An 18,895-nucleotide genomic window follows, 5' to 3' on the forward strand; every position below is an offset into this window, starting at 1 on the left:
TTGGCGTTACCTCTCAGCGCATCACGAAGGGATCGGGCATCGGCGCGGTGGACAGGTTGATCCACACGGTCTTCAGCTCGGTATAGGCCAGCACCGAATCGATGCCGCTTTCACGGCCGTAGCCGCTGTTCTTGAAGCCGCCGATCGGCGCCATGGCCGATACTGCCCGATAAGTGTTGACCCAGATGATGCCCGAGCGCACGTCGCGGGCCAAGCGGTGGGCACGGCCCAGGTCGCGGGTCCAGATGCCGGCGGCCAGGCCGAACTGCGAGTCGTTGGCCATGGCCAGCGCCTCTTCCTCGGTTTTGAAGCGAATCACCGCAGCTACAGGGCCGAAGACTTCTTCCTGCATGATGGTCATCGAGTTGCTGTCGCACTCGAACAGGGTCGGCTCGTAGAACCAGCCATCACCCTCGACTTCGGCGCGTTTGCCGCCCAGGTGCAGCTTGGCGCCTTCGGCTTTGGCCGCCGCGACCAGGCCCTCGACCACGGCTAGCTGTTGCGCGGTGGCCATGGGGCCCATCTCGCTGGCGTCGTCTTGCGGATTGCCGATGCGGATACGCTTGGCGCGCTCGATCAGGCGGCTGACGAATTCGTCGAAGATCTCGTCCTGCACCAGCAGGCGCGAGCCGGCCACGCAGCTCTGTCCGGAAGCGGCATAGATGCCGGCCACCGCGCCATTGATGGCGCTGTCCAGATCGGCGTCGGCGAAGATGATGTTCGGCGACTTGCCGCCCAGCTCCAGCGACAGCTTGGCGAAGTTCTCGGCGCTGCTGCGCACCACGTGGCGGGCGGTCGCCGCGCCACCGGTGAAGGCGATCTTGCGCACCAGCGGATGGCGGGTGAGGGCAGCGCCGGCAGTCGGGCCGTAGCCGGTGACCACGTTGACTACGCCGGCCGGGAAGCCCGCTTCGAGGGCCAGGCGGGCCAGCTCGAGAATGGTCGCCGAGGCATGTTCCGAAGGCTTGAGCACGATGGTGTTGCCGGCGGCCAGGGCGGGGGCCAGCTTGATCGCGGTCAGGTACAGCGGGCTGTTCCACGGAATGATGCCGGCCACGACGCCGATCGGCTCGTGCACCGTGTAGGCGAACAGGTCGGGCTTGTCCAGCGGCAGGGTGCCGCCTTCGAGCTTGTCGGCCAGGCCTGCGGTGTAGTGGAAGAACTCGGGCAGGTAACCGACCTGGCCGCGGGTTTCGCGGATCAGCTTGCCGTTGTCTCGGCTTTCCAGCTGGGCCAGGTGCTCTTTGTTCTCGGTAATCAGGTCGCCCAGGCGGCGCAGCAGCTTGCCGCGGGACGTAGCGGTCAGACCACGCCAGGCGCTGCTGTCGAACGCGCGCTGGGCGGCCTGCACGGCCAGTTCCACATCGCTCTCATCGGCGTCGGGCAGTTGCGACCAGGCTTGCGCGGTGGCCGGGTTAAGGCTGTCGAAGGTCTTGCCGTTCTGCGCATCGACCCATTGGCCGTCGATGCACATCTGGAAACGTACGAGGGTCATGCCACTATCCCCTTGGCGGATTCGTTGAGGGTGCGCGCGTGCGTGAGGAAGTCCAGCAGCATCTTGTTGACTTCACGTGGCGCTTCGACCGGCATCATGTGCCGTTGTTCGGCCAGCACCACGCTCTGCGCATTGGGAATGCGCGCGGCCAATTGGCGCGCCATGGTCGGCGTGGAGCCCGCGTCCAGCTCGCCGGTGGCGATCAGCGTAGGCGCCTGGATGCTGCCCAGATCGTCGGCGCGGTACATGTCCTGGGTCGCGAACAGCGAATAGGTGGTGTGGTAGCCCGATGGGTCGTTCTGCGCCAGGGTCTGGCGGATGGCGGCGACCTGTGCCGGGTTGGCGGCCTTGTATTCGCGGCTGAACCAGCGATCGAGCGCTGCATCGACGTTGGCGTCCGGGCCCAGCTCGGCGGCTTGGGCCGCGCGCGCGATCACGCCGGCACGCTGTTCGGTGGAGCGGTTGAAGACGCTGTTGAGCACCACCAAGGCCGACAGGCGCTGCGGATAGTGCAGGGCGAAGGCGCGCGCCACCAGGCCGCCCATGGAGAAACCGATGACGGTGGCCTGGGGGATCTGCAGGTGGTCGAGCAGCTCGGCCAACTGGTCGGCATAGCCTCGCAGCGGCGTATCGGCAGCGGGTACGCGGCTTTGCCCGTGGCCAAGCATGTCGTAGCAGATGACGCGGTGGTCGTTGGCCAGGCCTACGACCTGTCCGCCCCACATTTCCTTGTTCAGGCCCACGCCGTGGATCAGCACCACGGGATGCCCCTGGCCTTGGCTCAGGTAGCTGGTCCCGGCCGGCGTACGTTCAGCGACAGGCTGAATCATGGATGACGCTCCTTGAAAGCCGGGGCGCTGAAAAGTCGCTCCGGCTTGTCTGGTTATTGTTATTGAGCGTTGGCTTTCTCGGCAGCCAGTTCTTCCAGATCGATGTAGCGGTTACCGATGCGTGGGTGCAGACGGCCACCGTCGGCAGCGCCGAGCACGATCACGATCTCGTCGGCGCGCGGCGCGTCTTCGATCTGCATTTCCAGGGTGATGTAGTGCGAGCGCAAGCCTTCGTCGTCCTTCTGCATCATCGGGATCTGGATCGAGGTGCCCGGGCCGCCGCGCTTGTTGGTGAAGCTCAGGTAGCTCTTGGCTTGCACCGCTTCGCGGTAGTGGTTGCCGAAGCGCAGGGTGTGGATCACGGCCGAAGCGTGTTCGATCTCGCCATCGGCACCGACCACGGCGGCTTTGCCGTAGGCTTCGATCTTGTCCGCGCCACCGATGGCGGCGGTCAGGCGCTCGACCATCAAGGCGCCCAGCTCAGAGCAGTTGGCGCGGATTTCCGGCTTCAGGTCTTCGACGAAACCACGGCCTGCCCATGGATTCTTGATCACGACGGCCAGGCCGACCATGGTCACGGGCTTGTCGGCGGCCTTGAAGCCTTCGATGCGGGTCTCTTCGGAGTAGGTGACGATCTTGCGGATTTCGAAACTCATGAGCGGCTCCTGGGGAGGTTATCGGGTCTTGTTGTCTGATGGTATACCATAATATTTGTTGTGCAAGTGCTCACGCCAAATTTCCAGGGTGCTGTAGACCAAAGGAGCGCTGGTGCGGTATTCACCACGCGTTCTGTACTGCTTACTGGGCTGGCAGTTAAAAAAAAGCCCGCGCCGGGACCGTCGGTCTCCAGGGCGGGCGCGTCCTGCACTCAGTCAGGCAATGGGAATTCAGGCGAAGGCGGGCACCACTTCCTTGATGAACAGCTCGAGGGATTTCTTCTTCTCGGCGTGCGGCAGGCTGTTGTCACACCAGAAGCTGAATTCGTCGACGCCCAGTTCCTGGTAGTACTTGATGCGCGCGATGATCTCTTCGGGCGTGCCGATCATGGTGTTCTTGCGGATGTTGTCCAAGGCGAAGGCCGGCACTTCGGCGAACTTGGATTCCGGGCTCGGCTCGAGGAAACCATTGACCGGTGTGGTCTTGTTGCCGAACCAGGCATCGAAGGTGCGGTAGAAGCGCGAGATCGCCTCGGCTCCGACTTTCCAGCCCTCGGGTTCTTCGGGGCTGTGCACGTGGGTGTGGCGCAGCACCATCAGTTGTGGGCGTGGCACGTCCGGGTTGTTGTCGAGCGCGGCCTGGAACTTGTTCTTCAGGTCCAGCACTTCCTCGTCGCCCTTCATGAGTGGGGTGACCATGACGTTGCAGCCGTTGGCCACCGCGAAGTTATGCGAGTCCGGGTCGCGCGCGGCGATCCACATCGGCGGCATGGCGGCCTGCACGGGCTTGGGCACGCTGGTGGAGGTCGGGAACTTGTACACCTCGCCTTCGAAGGCGTAGTCGCCTTCCCACAGCTTGCGCACCACCGGAACCATTTCGCGCAGTGCCTTGCCGCCGTCGGTGGCCGGCATGCCATTGGCCATACGGTCGAACTCGAACTGGTAGGCGCCGCGGGCCAGGCCTACTTCCATGCGGCCGTTGCTGATCACGTCGAGCAGGGCGCATTCGCCGGCCACACGGATCGGGTTCCAGAAGGGCGCGATGATGGTGCCGGCGCCCAGGTGGATGGTTTCGGTGCGCGCGGCCAGGTAGGCCAGTAGCGGCATGGGGCTGGGCGAGATGGTGTATTCCATAGCGTGGTGTTCGCCGATCCATACCGTGCTGAAACCGCCTTTTTCGGCCATCAGGGTCAGTTCGGTGAGGTCTTCGAACAGCTGGCGGTGGCTGACCTGGTCATCCCAACGTTCCATGTGCACGAACAGCGAAAATTTCATGGGGCATTCCTCGACGCGTGAAAGGTGTCGTCTGCCGGGCAGACGCCGTGTAGCTCGACGGGCGCGTCGGCGCCCGTGCGGTAATCAGGAAGTCAGACTAGGGACGGCAGGCTGGCCATCTTGCCGCGGCAATACACCATCGGCTGGGCGGCCTGCTCTGGCACGATCAGGTTCAGCACCTTGCCGACCATGATGGCGTGGTCGCCACCTTCGTACTCACGCCACAGTTCGCACTCGATGACGGCGGTGGCGCCGGCCAGGATGGGGTTGCCCAGCGCGCTCAAGGTCCACTCGATGCCGGCGGCCTTGTCCTTGCCTTTGCGTGCGAAGGCATAGGCTTCGGCCTGTTGCCCGCCGGAGAGCAGGTGGATGGCGAAGCGCTTCTGCTGGATCAGCACCGGGTAGGATTCGGAAGTGTAGTTGGGGCAGAACAGCACCAGCGGCGGCTCCATCGACAGCGAGGAAAACGCGCTGGCGGTCAGGCCGACGATCGCGCCGTCGTCATCGAGGGTGGTGATGACGGTGACGCCGGAAGGGAAGGAACCCATGACGTTTTTATACACGGTTGCGTCGATCATGACGGAGTCCTCGAAGGGAGAGCGGTAGGCCGCTTTTTATCGTTGATGTGTCTGATGGTATACCGTAATACCTAATTTGCAAGCACAAATTTCTGGCTGCAAAAAAACACGATAGGCGGCTGTAGGCCACGTTTCATGGGGCCTCTAGCGAATTTCCACGGAATAGGTCGGACAGCTGAAACGTATCAGTTAGCGAATTTTCCTACGGAGCAGAGTTGTCAAAAAGTTGGAATACCATAATATGGTCTTCAGCTGAGAGGCCGCCCCGATGCGGTTTCCTACAACGATAAAAACGACCTCCGAGCTCAAATCCTATGTCCCAGCCGTCTTCGCAAAAGCAGTTTGTCGAAAACCACACGGTCGATTACGTTCCACCCGCCGAACGCCATGGGAAGGCGCGCGACCTGTTCACGCTCTGGTTCAGCACCAACATCGCGCCGCTGCCCATCGTCACCGGCGCCATGGTCGTGCAGGTGTTCCACCTGAACCTGCTCTGGGGGCTGATCGCCATCGCCCTGGGCCACTTGCTCGGCGGGGTGGTGATCGCCCTGGCCTCGGCCCAGGGGCCGCAGCTGGGCATTCCGCAGATGGTGCAAAGCCGCGGTCAGTTCGGACGCTACGGCGCGTTGCTGATCGTGTTCTTCACCGCCCTCATCTACGTTGGCTTCTTCATTTCCAACATCGTGCTGGCCGGCAAGTCGATCCACGGCATTGCTCCGAGCGTGCCGATGCCGACCGCCATCGTCATTGGCGCCCTGAGCGCTACGGCCATCGGTGTCATCGGCTACCGCTTCATCCATAGCCTTAACCGCATCGGCACTTGGGTGATGGGTTCGGCACTGTTGGCCGGCTTCATCATGATGTTCGTCCAGGACCTGCCCGCCGACTTCTTCAGTCGCGGTGCCTTCAACCTGTCGGGCTTCATCGCCACCGTGTCGCTGGGCACCATCTGGCAGATCAGCTTCTCGCCCTATACCTCCGACTATTCGCGCTACCTGCCGCGTGAAGTGGGCATCGCCAAGCCGTTCTGGGCCACTTACTTCGGCGCCACCCTCGGCACCATCCTGTGCTTCAGCTTCGGCGCGGTCGCCGTGCTGTGCGTGCCGGAAGGCACCGACGCCATGGACGCGGTGAAGCAGGCCACCGGCTGGCTGGGCCCGATCCTGATGGTGCTGTTCTTGCTCAACATCATCAGCCACAACGCCCTCAACCTGTACGGCGCAGTACTGTCGATCGTGACCGCGATCCAGACCTTCTTCGCCAACTGGACGCCGAGCATCAAGCTGCGCGTGATCCTGGCTTCGGTGATCCTGCTGGCCTGCGGCACTGTGGCGCTGAATGCGTCGGCCGACTTCATCGGCCAGTTCATCGGCTTGATCCTGGCGCTGTTGCTGGTGCTGGTGCCTTGGGCGTCGATCAACCTGATCGACTTCTATCTGATCAAGAAGGGCCAGTACGACATCGCTTCGATCTTCAACGCCGACGGTGGCATCTATGGCCGCTTCAACCCTCACGCGATCATCGCCTACGCCTGCGGCATCCTCGTACAGCTGCCGTTCGCCAACACGTCGCTGTACGTCGGGCCGTACTCGAACATCGTCGAGGGTGCCGACCTGTCGTGGGTGTTCGGCCTGCTGGTGACGGCGCCGCTGTACTACTGCCTGGCGACCCGGCGCAAGCACGGTCAGGGCGCCAAGGCTGCGCGGGCGGTGCCAGTCAACCACTGAGTGGAGTGATGCCGTTGTACGACGAAGGGCCGCCGATGCGGCCCTTTGTCGTTATCGAGGCACTATCAGGAAGATGCTCACCGCATAAGTGGCGCCCGCTTGCATCGCCGGGCTCAGCGCCGCGATCGTCAGGCGAGCGGTGCATGCCCATAGCGCCGTCGCCTTTAGAGCTTGAACTGCGCCACCAGGCCATTGAGGTCCACCGCCAGGCGCGACAGGTCCTGCGCCGCCGCGCTGGTCTGATTGGCGCCGGCCGAGGTCTGCATGGCCAGGTCGCGAATGTTGACCAGGTTGCGATCCACCTCGCGCGCCACCTGCGCCTGTTCCTCCGAGGCGCTGGCGATCACCAGGTTGCGCTGGTTGATCGAAGCGATGGCTTCGGCGATCACCTCCAGTGCCTGACCGGCGCCCTGGGCCACACTCAGGGTGCCGTTGGCGCGCCCCTGGCTGGTCTGCATGGCGCTGACCGCACGGCCAGTGCCGGTCTGGATGCCGGCGATCATTTCTTCGATCTCTTCGGTCGACTGCTGAGTGCGGTGGGCCAGGGCCCGGACCTCGTCGGCCACCACCGCGAAACCGCGCCCGGCTTCCCCGGCACGCGCCGCTTCGATGGCGGCGTTGAGCGCCAGGAGATTGGTTTGCCCGGCGATCGCGCCGATCACGTCCAGTACCCGGCTGATGTCGTTGGCATGGCTGGCCAACTGTTCGATCTCCTGGGCAGTGCTGGCTACGTCGCTGACCAGATGCTCGATGGAAACCAGCGCCTGGTTGACCTGCTGGCGGCCGTCGCGGGTGTTCTGGTCGGCACCCTTGGAGGCGTCGGCGGTGCTCACGGCGTTGCTCGCCACTTCCTCGACCGCAGCGGTCATCTGATTCACCGCAGTGGCGGCCTGGTCGATCTCGGCGCTCTGCTGGTGCAGCCCGCGGCTGGTGTCTTCGGTGACCGTGTGCAGCTCTTCGGAGGCAGACGCCAGTTGGTCGGAAGAGGCGGCGATCTTGCGCAAGGTGTCGCGCAGGTTCTGCTGCATGTCGGCCAAGGCGCGCAGCAGCAAGGCCGGCTCGTCTCGGCCTTTGATGGCAATGCTGTGTGTCAGGTCGCCGGTCGCCACACGTTCGGCCACCGTCACGGCCTCGGCCAGGGGCACGACGATGCTGCGGGTGAGGAGGGTGGCGATGGCGGCCAGCGCGAGCAGGATCACCCCCAACGCCACGACGATCACCGTGAACGCTTGGTCGGCGACATCGCTGGACGCTTGCGACGCGTTCCGCGCGCCATCGTTGTTGAACCGCATCAGTGCGCCGAGCGCGGTCATCATCGCATCGGCATCGGCCGCCAATGGGCCGGTGACCTGCGCTTTGGCCTGGGCTGTCTGGCCATTGGCGATCTGCTGCAGCACCTGCGCCTTGCCTTCGCGGTAGCGTTGCCAGGCGCTGTCGAACGCGGCGAACAGCACGCTGTCCTGTTCTTCCACGATGGTTTGGCGGTAATCCTCGATGCGTACCAGCAATTGCTTGTCGAGCGTCTGCATCGTGGCCAGGTTGCGCTGACGCAGATCGGCGGCATCGTCGAGCAGCGTGCGTAGGGTCAGGGCGCGGGCTCGGCCGATGCCGGTACCAACGTCGCTCAGGGCAGAAATAGCCGGTAGCCAAGTGATGCGAATGTCATCGGTGGCGGTGTCCATCTGCCGGGTCTCGTACAGGGCGAGCAGGCCCATCGTCAGTACCAGGGCGCCTAGGAGGGCGAACATGCTGGCGGCCCGTCTACCGATCTTCATATTGCGAAACTGCATGGGTTGCTCCTGAACGTTGGCGGCACGTCGCCAAAGCGTGGTGTGAGCGGCTACCCAAGGCCAGGCTCCGGAGACATGCGCAGTAGGGCAAGGTGATCCTTACCTTCCGGGTATTTCGAGAAAATGATTACATAACGCCACTATGGTAAATAGCGCTAGATCGCGGGTTCCAGGGCTTTTGGCGGGTTTTGCAGAGTGGTTGGCAATAAACTTTCGCCGAGGCAACAGGCAGGGTTGCGCCAGGGCTTGGAGCGGAGGGAAAGCGGGTCGTACCCATCCGTCCCGGGCTTAGGTAGGATGGGCGCCTTCATTTCAGCATTCTCGAGGACACCGTGGATTTTCTTGCCGAGTACGCAAGCTTTCTCGCTAAGACCGCGACCGTGGTCATTGCATTGCTGGTCGTGTTGTCAGCCTTCGTCGGCCTGCGCGGCAAAGGCCGGCGCAGTGCCAGTGGGCAGTTGCAGGTCACACGCCTGAACGACTTCTACAAAGAACTGCGCGAGCGGCTCGAATCCGGGCTGCTGGACAAAGCCCAGCTCAAGGCGCTGCGCAAACAGCAGGCGAAAGCCGAAAAACGTTCGCGCAAGGACAAGGCCGCCGACAAGCAGCGCGTGTTCGTGCTGGATTTCGACGGCGACATCAAGGCCTCCGCCACGCAAAGCCTGCGCAACGAAATCACCGCCTTGCTCACCTTGGCCACGCCCCAGGACGAAGTGGTGCTGCGTCTGGAAAGCGGGGGCGGGCTGGTGCACAGCTACGGCTTGGCCGCCTCGCAATTGGCGCGCATTCGCCAGGCCGGCATTCCCTTGACCGTGTGCATCGACAAAGTGGCCGCCAGCGGTGGCTACATGATGGCCTGCATCGGCGAGAAGATCGTCAGCGCACCGTTCGCCGTGATCGGCTCGATCGGCGTGGTGGCGCAGGTGCCCAACGTCAATCGCCTGCTGAAGAAGCATGACATCGACGTCGAAGTGCTCACCGCCGGCGAATACAAGCGCACCCTGACGGTACTGGGCGAAAACACCGAGAAGGGCCGGGAGAAATTCCAGGAAGACCTCGACATCACCCATGAGCTGTTCAAGAACTTCGTGACTCAATACCGCCCGCAGTTGCACATCGACGAAGTGGCTACGGGCGAGGTGTGGCTGGGTGTGGCGGCGTTGAACCGGCAGTTGGTCGACGAACTGGGCACCAGCGACGAATACCTGAGCACCCGGGCCCGTCAGGCGCAGTTGTTCCAGCTGCACTTCGCCGAGCGCAAGAGCCTGTCCGAGCGCATCGGTATGACGGCGAGCGGGGCGGTGGAAAGCGGTTTCGTCAGCCTCTGGAGCAAGCTGGGCCGGTGGCGTTAACACCTTGAGTGGCTTGGAAATTTTTTCACGGGTGGGGTTGCAAGGTCTGGGGAATGCGGACATAATGGCCCCCATCGAAACGCAAACAGCTTGAAAAAGTCGTTTAGTTTCAAGGAGATAGCGAAGTTGTATGCTAACTCCGAACTTTGAGGCCGAGTAGCAAAGTGGTTATGCTCCGGATTGCAAATCCGTCTACGCCGGTTCGATTCCGACCTCGGCCTCCATATTCGAAAGCCCCGCAGACTCTGGTCTGCGGGGCTTTTCTTTGTGTGCGATAAAATCCATCGTTTCCGCATCAAAAGCATCGCTCCTTCAATAGCCTCTCACAGGGGGTGGTCGAAGGCTCAGCGCTCGTAATAAAACTTCACAGGCATCGCATAATCTCGCCCCCGCTCCGAACACCATTCCGGAAAGCTGCCCGTGGGCGCTTGCAAAAAGGCTTTCCAATCCGCGACAAGGTGCTCGAAATACCGCACTTCATCGCGCAGGTGGTCCAACGCTTCAGGATCGGCTGCCTCCGCTATCAGGCCTTTGGCCCGCTCCAGCGCCAAGATGGCTTCTTCAGGGCTACCCAGGAAAACAGATTCGTCCAGATGATGGGTGGCGTGGTCTACCCATCCCAATGCGAAGTCGATCAGAATCTTGCGTACGGGCAGATCCTCAGGACAGGCAGACAGTGCTCGGGTGAGCAGTTCAGCATCGCGATCGAGCATCCCGAGCCACCGAACAGGTAGGCTTGCCTCGGCATCGTCTTCCATCCAGTCCTGTAAGGTAGGCCGCAAAAACCGAGCGACCAGTGGCTGGGTCAGAAACTGGTGTGCCCCTGAAGTGCGCATATTGGCCTCCAGGATTTCGATGGCTGCGCCGCGTGCGATGGCGTTATCGAACGAGCGTGAGGCTGCCAGGAACCGCTCCAGCTCGGCAAATGCCTGGCGGCGCAGCCCTTGCTCCCGATACCGGCAATAGCTCGCCAGTGCCTTCAGCTCAGGATGTGCCTGCAGGCTGTCCGCGACGGCCAGCAGTCCTTGAAAATTAGTCTTGTTCCAGTAATGCATGCTGGTACGCCCCGCGACCGCTCGTTGAATGTCTACGCTACCCAGCACTTGAGCCTGTGTGGTGGGCGCGGCATAGCGTGGCCGATGTAGTGGGCAATGTCATCAGGCGATCCATCGGACTTGCCTGTTCAGGGCATGGGGCTGTTCAAACTCGCTGTAATCCGGCTTGGCGCAACACTTTGTTTATCCTCCGGCAGGCTGGCTGCCGCTCGAACACGAAAGCCGAACCCATCCATTCATACCGACTCAACCCCCACCCTAGACACCCCGCGTCGAACTTGCCGCACCGCCCCCCAGTCACATCGTTAACCTTATCGCGGAGGCACTTATGAGCAGCGAATTGAAGCTGGAGCCTCAGCGGCTGACACCAGCGCGTGATGAGGGGGGCTGGTTGCCCTTGGAGGAGTACGGTGCTTTGGGTGACGGGCGATCCGTCGCGTTAGTGGGCAGCGACGGCTCCATCGACTGGTGGTGCGTACCGCACATGGATTCGCCGCCTTTGTTCGACAAGTTACTAGCGCCGGGCACGGGTGGCTTTTTCGCGCTCAGGCCAACCGGCCCTTATTCGATCGAGCGACGCTACCTCACCGACAGCAACGTGCTGGAAACGCTGTTCATCACCGAGCAGGGCCAAGTGCGCATGGTCGAGTCGCTCAACAGCGGCCCGGCCGGGCGTTTGCCTTGGGCAGAACTGGCCAGGCGTTTGGAAGGGATCAGCGGAGAAGTCACCTTCGACCTGAGCATCGACTTCGGCACCCAGGCCGACACGGTCAGCAGCTACCTCACGCCCACCGGCAACGGCCACGTGTTTCACGCCGGCGACATCCTCGGCATGTTCCTGCACGACGAACACCTGCATATCGAACGCGAAGACGACCTTGGCGTGCGCGCAACCGTGACGATCAAGGCCGGTGAGCGCAGCACCGTGGCCTTGGTCGCCGGCCGAGACGAGCCCCTGATCGTGCCCCCCATGAAACTGATCGACGCCCGTATCGACGGCTCGGACCGCGAATGGCGCCAGTGGACCGAGGGCCTGGACTACGACGGTCCGTACCCGTCGCTGGTGGTGCGCAGTGCGTTGGCGTTGAAGCTGCTGCTGTCGTCGCCCAGCGGCTCGATCATGGCCGCTGCCACGACTTCGCTGCCGGAGCGCATCGGCGGCGACAAGAACTACGACTACCGTTTCGCCTGGATCCGCGATGCCGGTTACACCATTGAGGCGTTTCTCGGCATCGGTGCGCAGCTTGAGGCCAAAGCAGGCTTCACCTGGCTGCTCAACCGCCTGCAGGAACATGGCGCCAAGGTGTTCTACACCCTCGACGGCGCGGTGGGGCAGGGCACCCGGCCCATCGACCTCCCTGGCTACAAGCATTCGCCGCCCCAGGTGGGCAACGATGCCACCGACCAACTGCAGCACGGTGTGTATGGCGACATCTTCGAAACGGCGCGCTGCTTCATCGATTGCGGCGGCGTGCTGGATTCGGGCAACGCCATGATGTTGTCGAGGCTGGCTGATCAATGTGCGGACCTGTGGCGACAGGCCGATTCCGGCATTTGGGAGTTGCCGGAAACGCAGCACTACACGCAATCGAAGATCAGTTGCTGGCAGGCCCTGAGCCGTGCCATCGAGCTGGCCGACCGTGGCCATTTGCCGACCACTTGCCGGGACCGTTGGGACCGTGAGCGGCAACGCATCGAACAGTGGATCGAAACCCACTGCTGGAACGAGCAGAAGCAGGCCTACAGCTTCTATGCCGGCAGCGACCGCCTGGATGCGTCGATCGCCTTGGCCGTACGTTTTGGCTATCCCCATCAGGACCGTCTGGCTTCTACCCTGGCAGCAGTGCACCGCGAGCTGGGCTGTGGTGCGTTCCACTACCGCTACAGTGGTGCCGATCAGGAGGAGGGCTGTTTCCTAGCGTGTACCTTCTGGCTGGTCGAGGCCTGGGCGCTGCATGAGCAGTGCACGCAGGCCGAGGAGACGTTCCGTGCCGCCGTCAGGGGCTTGGGGGCGGGCGTGGGGATCTACTCGGAGATGGTCGATCCGCACAGCGGCGCCTTCCTGGGCAACTTGCCGCAAGGGCTGACACATCTGGCTTTGCTGCGCGCAGCTCGCTCATTGGGTGGCGCCAAGCCGGATCGGTGACAACATCGGCAAGCCAATGGCCGCGCAAGGAGTGGCAACCCTTGCGCGGACGGATGGTGGATGCTGGCATCATGTCGGCGAAGGCCTGTGATCCCAATCCCTATATCCTGTCCGGGCGCACAAGCGTATGGCAGCCAGCAACAGGCTGGCGGTATGTCGCGGGTGAACTTTTATTTATCTATCCCATTGCCCAGCGGCTCTCAACCTTTCCCGCGCCTTGTCGATAGCGTGATTACTCCTAAGAGTTTTCCGAGAAACGCTATGTTGCTAAAAAATGCTCGTCTTTCCACCAAGTTGCTGACGGCCTTCGGTGCCTGCGCCGTCATTACCTTGGGCGTGGGTCTGTTGGGCAGTCGAGGCGTAAGCCAGATGTCGCAAAGCCTGGGGTTAGTCTTTTCCAATAACCTGGTCTCTGTGGCCAAAACCGCTGAGGCGCGTTCGGAAGCGATTGCCCAGCAGCGCGATCTCTATGCGCTGATCACTGCCAACGCCGAAGGGGCTCCCCAGGCGACCAAGGACGGCATCCTCAAGAGCATGGCGGCCAACCAGGCCGCGAGCGAGCGGGCGTTCGCGCTCTATCGACAAACACCGTTGGCCGATGACGAAAGGGCCGCTGGCGATCAGCTCGAACGTGACTGGCCGCTCTACCAGCAGCAGATCCAAAACATCGTAGCCGCGACGAATGCCGGCGATCTGGCGACTGCGCGCAAGCTCATCAGCGGTGACTTGGCCACGCTCTATACCAAAGTCATCGACGAGTTCTCGATCATGGTCGAGTCCAACAACCGGCAGATCAAGGAAGGCGGGGAAGACGCGGCCGAGCAGGAACGGCAGGTGTCGTTCACGCTTTACATCGGTATTGCCCTGGCCTTCATCGCTGCCTTCGCTTTAGGCCTGCTTATAAGCCGCATGGTAGCGCGCCCCGTAGGCGCGGCTGTGAAATCGGCACAGCGCATCGCCGAGGGCGACCTGACCCAAACCATCGCCAGCGACTCGGGCGATGAGGTAGGCCAGTTGGTCAACGCTCTGGGCGACATGCAAAACAGCCTCAAGCGCACCCTGAATCAGATCTCCGATGCATCCAACCAGCTGGCTTCGGCTGCCGAAGAGTTGAACAGCGTCACCGAAGACGGCAGTCGCGGGCTGGTCAAACAGAACGACGAAATTCGCCAGGCCGCTACGGCGGTCAATCAGATGACCTCTTCAGTGGATGAGGTTGCCCGCAACGCCGTTTCCACCTCGGAAGCCTCGCGTACGGCCACCGATCAGGCCAACCGTGGGGTGACCCAGGCACGTGGCGCTGTGACGGCGGTCAACGATGCCACGGTGGAGATTCAGGGCTCTTCGAGCACCGTTGGCGAGTTGGCCGATCAGGTCAAGGAAATCGCCAAGGTACTGGATGTGATCCGCGGCATCGCCGAACAGACCAACCTGTTGGCGCTCAACGCCGCCATCGAGGCCGCACGGGCCGGTGAGCAAGGCCGTGGTTTCGCCGTGGTGGCCGACGAAGTTCGGGCATTGGCTGCGCGCACCCAGGCCTCGACCGTGGAGATCGAGCAGATGATCGGCGCGGTCCAGTCCCGTGCGGACTTGGCCGTGGTGGCCATGGACAGAAGCCACTCGCTGGTGGTCAACACCCAGCAATTGGCGATGGCGACAGGCGAAGCGCTCGAGCAGATCGCTGCCGGCATCGCCAGCATCAACGACCGCAACCTGGTGATCGCCAGCGCCTGTGAAGAACAAGCGCAAGTGGCGCGGGAAGTGGACAAGAACCTGGTCAACATCCAGGACCTGTCGACGCAGACCGCCGCCGGGGCGCACCAGACCACCGCGTCGGCGCAGGAGCTGTCACGCCTGGCGATCTCGTTCAACGACTTGGTGGGGCGCTTCAAGTTGTAATCTCGCGCCATCCTAGGCGCTTTGCTCACCGGGGCAGGCCGATCAGCCTACTCAGCAGCGAAAAAAACCCGCATACGAAAGTGTGCGGGTTTTTTTATTTCCAAGACAGGCGACGGCAAGGAAAGGTGGCGCGGCTCATGCCGTACGACGCAGTACGGTGCAGATCCAGCGGTGGTTCACTCGGCAAGGGGCGCGCAGGAAGATGATGTCGGCGACACGCTTGAGCCCTTGTTTACGCAGTTTGGCGGCCAGTTGTACCAGAGTAGCGGCTTCGATGGTCATGGCTGTTACCTCGTCGTTTCTTACTGGGTTCCTAGTTCTTGACTTGGCGGACAGCGAGGGAATTCCAGAATTTTCAGGCTGCCCGACCAACGGTGTAGGCGCTTGAAAAAACAGGGAAAAAAGAAAACCCGCCAGGGGAGGGCGGGTTAAATACTTAGAACGTACGAAGCAGTTTCAGCATGCCTAGGCAGTTGTCAGAAATTCGTGAAGGCTGTGTCGACAACGTGTCAGATAAGTGAATTCTTCAGAAAAAAGCCCGCTCTGCGTGAGCGGGCCAAGTGCTTGAAGGGAGCGTTGCCATGTTGTGCCGATCAGGATTATGCCGGCATTAAAGCGTTTGGAATTGATTTGCGCGCCGACTCGCTCTATACAAGCTCATTTTTTCTGGAGGTAGCCGCATGCGCGATGATGACGATATCCACGAGCCTGAACACGATCACTTGCTGGACCGGGAATTTTTCGACGACGAGTCTGAGCCTGAAGCGCAAACGCACGACATCGATGCCGAGGATGGGGATGACCTGGATGACGAAGACTTCAGTCACCCTGCCTGGCACGACTGCCCTGATGATTGAGCTGAGGGGATAGCGATCGAACAGGCGCCATGTTTCGAAAGCGGATCCGGAGATTTCGGAACGCTTTGGTGATGGGGCAAATGGCAGGCACAAAAAAACGCCCGAAGGCGTTTTTTCAAATCATGGTGCGAGTGGCGGGACTCGAACCCGCAAGGCTCACGCCGGCAGATTTTAAGTCTGCTGTGTATACCAATTCCACCACACTCGCACAGTTGAAGGGGTCAATGCGACCAGCGACTTTCCACAACGGAAGCGCCTTGCAATCAAGCGCGCTTTATAACCCAATGTTATAGCGCAGTCAACCCAAGCTGCTTCATGGGCGTATGCCCGAGGCGATCTGGCGAAGGTCTTCGGCAGCCATTCGCAGCTTGTCCACCTGGGCAACCATGGCGGCCATCTCCTCGGTTTGCCCAGTACGCTGTAGGTAGCGAGCATGGCCGTCGAGCGCAATGCGCAGCGATTCCAATTCCAGGGCGGTGGTAACCAGATCGTTCTTGATCAAACCCATGCGCGAGTTGGTCAGTTCCAGGTGCTCCGTTCGCAGTGGCGGGCAAGCGGCTGCTTTGCGCAAGACATGCCCATGCAGGCGCTGTCTTGCGAAGCGCAAGCATGCAGAATGCTGTCAGTGATCTTCAGGCTTGCCAGCCGTTCTGGCGGCTTCGATGCGGTTCTGGATCTCTTCACGGTGCACCTGAATGTCTTTCGGTGCGTCGATGCCGATTCTCACCTGTGAGCCGTTGACACCCAGCACGGTGACTCTGATGTTGTCGTTGATGACGATCACTTCGCCAGCCTTTCGCGTGAGTATCAGCATGTACTTCTCCTTGGTGATGTCTATAGCCACTGCGCCTCGGGCCCAATGGTGAGGGCTTGGCCCTCGTCCGTCTTAGTGAAGACGCTTTCTATCGGCGGTAATTCCAATCCAAGCCGTGTGCGATGAGCGCTATACAGGGTCTGGCCGCAGCCCAAAGTTTTTGTCAAGCGTCCAGGGCTACTTGAGGGCAAGGATAAGGCGATTGGCCTCTTCTGTGAAATCGCCTCGCACCATAGCCTGCATAGAGCGGCTCAATCAGCCACAGGCACAGTGTTCAACTGCTGAAGAAAATGCAGCAGGGCGACCTCTTCCTGCTCCATACCCTTACGTTTGCGAACTTTCGGCAAGGCTTCCAGATGGCCCAGTACGAAGTGTTCCAGCACTGCGGGGTGGATGTACGACTTGCGACACACGGCGGGAGTGTTGCCCAGACGGGAAGCGACCTGGCGCACGATATCGGCCAGGTGCCGTTTGGCATGGGTTTCCGGTTGCCAAGCCAGGGGTTTCAACAGGCTGAGCGCCAAGCTGCTGCCAGCCCATGTGCGGTAATCCTTGGCAGTGAAGTCGGCGCCTGTGGTGTTTTGCAGGTACTGGTTGACGTCGCTGGAGCCGATCCGATGCCGCTCGCCATCGGCATCGACGTACTGGAACAGCTCTTGGCCAGGCAGGTCCTGGCAACGCTTCACCAGACCGGCCAGACGCCGGTCGCGCACGGTGATGCTGTGCTCCACGCCACGCTTGCCGCGAAATTCGAAGCGGATCGTACTGCCTTTGACTTTCACATGACGGTTGCGCAAGGTCGTCAGCCCGTAAGATTGGTTGTCTTTCAGGTAGCGTTGGTTGCCAATCCGGATCAGCGTATGGTCGATCAGGCTGACCACCAGCGCCAGCAGCTTGGTGCGGTCCAGCCCGGGGCGCGACAGGTCGCGCTCTACGGTGCGGCGAAGCGCCGGTAGCGCTTCGGCGAATGCCAGCATGCGCCCGAACTTGTGCGCATCGCGCAATTCACGCCATTCGGGGTGGTAGCGGTATTGCTTGCGGCCACGCGCGTCCAGGCCCGTGGCCTGCAAATGGCCTTGCGGGTCCACGCAGATCCACACTTGCGTGTAGGCCGGCGGAATGGCCAGCGCGGCGATCCGCTTCAGGGTCGGTTCGTCATCGATGCGCTTGCCGTCGGCGTCGTGGTAGATGAAGCGATCACGCCAACGCTTGCGCGTCAGGCCCGCATGGGTGTCTTCGACATAGTGCAGTGACGCGGGCAGAGGGCAGTCGAGCATGGCGGCGTCCAATGGTGGGTTATCCGGTGGACAACGCCAGTGGCCCGGATGCTCAGCCGAGAATCGCCACCGATTTGATTTGCGCCCACAGCCGTTGGCCGGGGGCCACTTGCAGGTGGTCCGCCGAATAACGGGTGATACGTGCCAGCAACGCGTAGCGCCCGGCATCCAGGCCCACCAGCAGGTGGGCGGGGTTGTCGGTTGCCTGGCACTGGCGCACCTGCACAGGTAGGCGATTGAGGATGCTCGACGGCTGATCGGCAGCCAGCGCCAAGCTCACATCGCGCGCCTGCACCTTGATGCGCACTGCCGTGCCTGGGGCCTGTTGGGTGTGTGCGATGCGCAGCGTGATGTCGTGCAGGCCGGGCAGACGCAGTTCGAGCAAACCATAGCGTTCGTCGAAGCCGAACACCTCGGCCTGCAGCACCACCCCCGCATCTTCGGCCTGGCTCAGCGGAAGGTCGAGCCTATTGAGCAGCGTGGACAGAGGGCCGCTGGCCTGAGCACGGCCCTGCTCGAGCAGCACCAGGTGGTCGGCCAGCCGTACCACTTCGTCCTGACTGTGGCTGACGTACACCACCGGGATGTCCAACTCGGCGTGCAGACGCTCCAGGTAGGGCAGAATTTCACGCTTGCGGGCGCCATCGAGTGCGGCCAGCGGTTCGTCCATCAACAGCAATCGCGGGCTGGTCAGCAGCGCTCGCGCGATGCCCACACGTTGTGCCTCGCCACCAGACAGCGTGGCGGGGGCGCGGGCCAGTAAATGACCGATGCCTAGCAGTTCGCAAGCCTGCTCCAGACCTACCCCACGTTGCCCCGGAGCGACACGACGCCAACCGAATTCGAGGTTGCCGCGCACCGTCAGGTGGGCGAACAGGCTGGCTTCCTGAAAGACATAGCCGATGGAGCGCTTATGCGGCGGGACGAACAGCTGTCGCGCGCTGTCTTGCCAGACGTCGCCATTGACTTCGACCAGGCCCTCGCTGGCGGACTCTAGACCCGCCAGGCAACGCAGGCAAGACGTCTTGCCGGAGCCCGAATGGCCGAACAGCGCGCTGACGCCGCGGCCAGGCAGTTGTATATCGACGTCCAGGGTGAAGTCGCCGCGCACAAGGCGCTGGCGTACGCGGATGCCACTGTTCAT

The 18,895-nt window shown here is 62.1% G+C and carries 17 protein-coding genes, 2 tRNA genes and 1 pseudogene; 7 read left to right on the top strand and 13 right to left on the bottom strand.

All coding sequences use genetic code 11. The features are described 5' to 3' along the window. Window positions 1–13 precede the first annotated feature (13 nt). The 5 genes from B4M43_RS12605 to B4M43_RS12625 form a co-directional block, all read right to left on the bottom strand. Window positions 14–1,495 carry an aldehyde dehydrogenase gene (locus B4M43_RS12605; protein WP_296267545.1) on the bottom strand — a complete coding sequence of 494 codons (1,482 nt, stop codon included), beginning with the start codon at window positions 1,493–1,495 and terminating at the stop codon, window positions 14–16. After that, window positions 1,492–2,325 (bottom strand): alpha/beta fold hydrolase, encoded by an 834-nt coding sequence (locus B4M43_RS12610; RefSeq protein ID WP_296267547.1) that lies wholly within the window; start codon window positions 2,323–2,325, stop codon window positions 1,492–1,494. Before B4M43_RS12610 ends, B4M43_RS12605 begins: the two co-directional genes overlap by 4 nt. Before the next feature lie 59 nt (window positions 2,326–2,384). Continuing rightward, window positions 2,385–2,981, bottom strand: coding sequence for an amino acid synthesis family protein (locus tag B4M43_RS12615; protein WP_296267549.1), 597 nt, complete (start codon window positions 2,979–2,981; stop codon window positions 2,385–2,387). A 231-nt stretch (window positions 2,982–3,212) separates the two neighbouring features. Then, the gene (locus tag B4M43_RS12620; protein WP_296267551.1) at window positions 3,213–4,256 is read right to left on the bottom strand and encodes an LLM class flavin-dependent oxidoreductase; all 1,044 of its coding nucleotides are present in this window, start codon (window positions 4,254–4,256) and stop codon (window positions 3,213–3,215) included. Between the two features lie 92 nt (window positions 4,257–4,348). After that, window positions 4,349–4,834 carry a flavin reductase family protein gene (locus B4M43_RS12625; RefSeq protein WP_296267553.1) on the bottom strand — a complete coding sequence of 162 codons (486 nt, stop codon included), beginning with the start codon at window positions 4,832–4,834 and terminating at the stop codon, window positions 4,349–4,351. A gap of 314 nt (window positions 4,835–5,148) precedes the next feature. Between B4M43_RS12625 and B4M43_RS12630 the strand changes: the two genes are divergently transcribed. Beyond that, the gene (locus B4M43_RS12630; protein WP_296267555.1) at window positions 5,149–6,561 is read left to right on the top strand and encodes a purine-cytosine permease family protein; all 1,413 of its coding nucleotides are present in this window, start codon (window positions 5,149–5,151) and stop codon (window positions 6,559–6,561) included. Window positions 6,562–6,725: 164 nt separating this feature from the next. Here the strand turns inward: B4M43_RS12630 and B4M43_RS12635 are convergent, their stop codons facing one another. Further along, window positions 6,726–8,351, bottom strand: coding sequence for a methyl-accepting chemotaxis protein (locus B4M43_RS12635; RefSeq protein WP_296267557.1), 1,626 nt, complete (start codon window positions 8,349–8,351; stop codon window positions 6,726–6,728). A 332-nt stretch (window positions 8,352–8,683) separates the two neighbouring features. Here B4M43_RS12635 and sohB point away from each other — a divergent pair, with 332 nt between their 5' ends. After that, window positions 8,684–9,703 (top strand): protease SohB, encoded by a 1,020-nt coding sequence (gene sohB / locus B4M43_RS12640; protein ID WP_296267559.1) that lies wholly within the window; start codon window positions 8,684–8,686, stop codon window positions 9,701–9,703. Between the two features lie 150 nt (window positions 9,704–9,853). Beyond that, window positions 9,854–9,927, top strand: a tRNA-Cys gene (locus B4M43_RS12645). A gap of 120 nt (window positions 9,928–10,047) precedes the next feature. Here B4M43_RS12645 and B4M43_RS12650 read toward each other — a convergent pair. Then, a complete protein-coding gene (locus B4M43_RS12650) occupies window positions 10,048–10,758 on the bottom strand; it encodes a hypothetical protein (protein WP_296267560.1) in 711 nt (236 codons plus the stop codon). 391 nt (window positions 10,759–11,149) lie between these two features. Here B4M43_RS12650 and B4M43_RS12655 point away from each other — a divergent pair, with 391 nt between their 5' ends. The 3 genes and pseudogenes from B4M43_RS12655 to B4M43_RS21150 all read left to right on the top strand — a co-directional run bounded on the left by B4M43_RS12655 (window position 11,150) and on the right by B4M43_RS21150 (window position 14,803). After that, complete coding sequence (locus B4M43_RS12655) at window positions 11,150–12,904, top strand: glycoside hydrolase family 15 protein (protein ID WP_296268391.1); 1,755 nt, start codon at window positions 11,150–11,152, stop codon at window positions 12,902–12,904. A gap of 261 nt (window positions 12,905–13,165) precedes the next feature. Continuing rightward, window positions 13,166–13,945: pseudogene (locus B4M43_RS21145) on the top strand (MCP four helix bundle domain-containing protein); the annotation flags it as partial. Beyond that, a complete protein-coding gene (locus B4M43_RS21150) occupies window positions 13,940–14,803 on the top strand; it encodes a methyl-accepting chemotaxis protein (RefSeq protein WP_414707851.1) in 864 nt (287 codons plus the stop codon). The pseudogene B4M43_RS21145 and the gene B4M43_RS21150, both read left to right, overlap by 6 nt. Before the next feature lie 135 nt (window positions 14,804–14,938). On the opposite strand, the gene B4M43_RS12665 is transcribed toward B4M43_RS21150, so the two are convergent. Next, on the bottom strand, window positions 14,939–15,085 hold the full coding sequence (locus tag B4M43_RS12665) for a hypothetical protein (RefSeq protein ID WP_296267565.1): 147 nt from the start codon (window positions 15,083–15,085) through the stop codon (window positions 14,939–14,941). 398 nt (window positions 15,086–15,483) lie between these two features. On the opposite strand from B4M43_RS12665, the gene B4M43_RS12670 reads away from it, so the two are divergent. Then, window positions 15,484–15,660, top strand: coding sequence for a hypothetical protein (locus B4M43_RS12670; protein ID WP_296267567.1), 177 nt, complete (start codon window positions 15,484–15,486; stop codon window positions 15,658–15,660). A gap of 123 nt (window positions 15,661–15,783) precedes the next feature. Here B4M43_RS12670 and B4M43_RS12675 read toward each other — a convergent pair. The 5 genes from B4M43_RS12675 to modC all read right to left on the bottom strand — a co-directional run bounded on the left by B4M43_RS12675 (window position 15,784) and on the right by modC (window position 18,895). Then, window positions 15,784–15,868, bottom strand: a tRNA-Leu gene (locus tag B4M43_RS12675). A gap of 105 nt (window positions 15,869–15,973) precedes the next feature. Beyond that, the gene (locus B4M43_RS12680) at window positions 15,974–16,168 is read right to left on the bottom strand and encodes a hypothetical protein (RefSeq protein ID WP_296267569.1); all 195 of its coding nucleotides are present in this window, start codon (window positions 16,166–16,168) and stop codon (window positions 15,974–15,976) included. 114 nt (window positions 16,169–16,282) lie between these two features. Continuing rightward, on the bottom strand, window positions 16,283–16,474 hold the full coding sequence (gene csrA / locus B4M43_RS12685) for a carbon storage regulator CsrA (RefSeq protein WP_296267571.1): 192 nt from the start codon (window positions 16,472–16,474) through the stop codon (window positions 16,283–16,285). A 251-nt stretch (window positions 16,475–16,725) separates the two neighbouring features. Next, window positions 16,726–17,751 (bottom strand): DNA topoisomerase IB, encoded by a 1,026-nt coding sequence (locus B4M43_RS12690; protein ID WP_296267573.1) that lies wholly within the window; start codon window positions 17,749–17,751, stop codon window positions 16,726–16,728. Window positions 17,752–17,803: 52 nt separating this feature from the next. Then, complete coding sequence (gene modC / locus B4M43_RS12695) at window positions 17,804–18,895, bottom strand: molybdenum ABC transporter ATP-binding protein (protein ID WP_296267574.1); 1,092 nt, start codon at window positions 18,893–18,895, stop codon at window positions 17,804–17,806.

The organism is Pseudomonas sp. UBA6562 (genome assembly GCF_002434265.1).
GTDB lineage: Bacteria > Pseudomonadota > Gammaproteobacteria > Pseudomonadales > Pseudomonadaceae > Aquipseudomonas.

Coding starts and splice junctions, on each gene's coding strand:
- B4M43_RS12615 (WP_296267549.1), bottom strand. CDS start 2,981: ATGAGTTTCGAAATCCGCAAGATCGTCACCTACTCCGAAGAGACCCGC.
- B4M43_RS12625 (WP_296267553.1), bottom strand. CDS start 4,834: ATGATCGACGCAACCGTGTATAAAAACGTCATGGGTTCCTTCCCTTCC.
- B4M43_RS12680 (WP_296267569.1), bottom strand. CDS start 16,168: ATGGGTTTGATCAAGAACGATCTGGTTACCACCGCCCTGGAATTGGAA.
- csrA (WP_296267571.1), bottom strand. CDS start 16,474: ATGCTGATACTCACGCGAAAGGCTGGCGAAGTGATCGTCATCAACGAC.
- B4M43_RS12620 (WP_296267551.1), bottom strand. CDS start 4,256: ATGAAATTTTCGCTGTTCGTGCACATGGAACGTTGGGATGACCAGGTC.
- B4M43_RS12605 (WP_296267545.1), bottom strand. CDS start 1,495: ATGACCCTCGTACGTTTCCAGATGTGCATCGACGGCCAATGGGTCGAT.
- B4M43_RS12610 (WP_296267547.1), bottom strand. CDS start 2,325: ATGATTCAGCCTGTCGCTGAACGTACGCCGGCCGGGACCAGCTACCTG.
- B4M43_RS12635 (WP_296267557.1), bottom strand. CDS start 8,351: ATGCAGTTTCGCAATATGAAGATCGGTAGACGGGCCGCCAGCATGTTC.
- B4M43_RS21150 (WP_414707851.1), top strand. CDS start 13,940: ATGCAAAACAGCCTCAAGCGCACCCTGAATCAGATCTCCGATGCATCC.
- B4M43_RS12665 (WP_296267565.1), bottom strand. CDS start 15,085: ATGACCATCGAAGCCGCTACTCTGGTACAACTGGCCGCCAAACTGCGT.
- modC (WP_296267574.1), bottom strand. CDS start 18,895: ATGAACAGTGGCATCCGCGTACGCCAGCGCCTTGTGCGCGGCGACTTC.
- B4M43_RS12690 (WP_296267573.1), bottom strand. CDS start 17,751: ATGCTCGACTGCCCTCTGCCCGCGTCACTGCACTATGTCGAAGACACC.
- B4M43_RS12630 (WP_296267555.1), top strand. CDS start 5,149: ATGTCCCAGCCGTCTTCGCAAAAGCAGTTTGTCGAAAACCACACGGTC.
- B4M43_RS12670 (WP_296267567.1), top strand. CDS start 15,484: ATGCGCGATGATGACGATATCCACGAGCCTGAACACGATCACTTGCTG.
- B4M43_RS12650 (WP_296267560.1), bottom strand. CDS start 10,758: ATGCATTACTGGAACAAGACTAATTTTCAAGGACTGCTGGCCGTCGCG.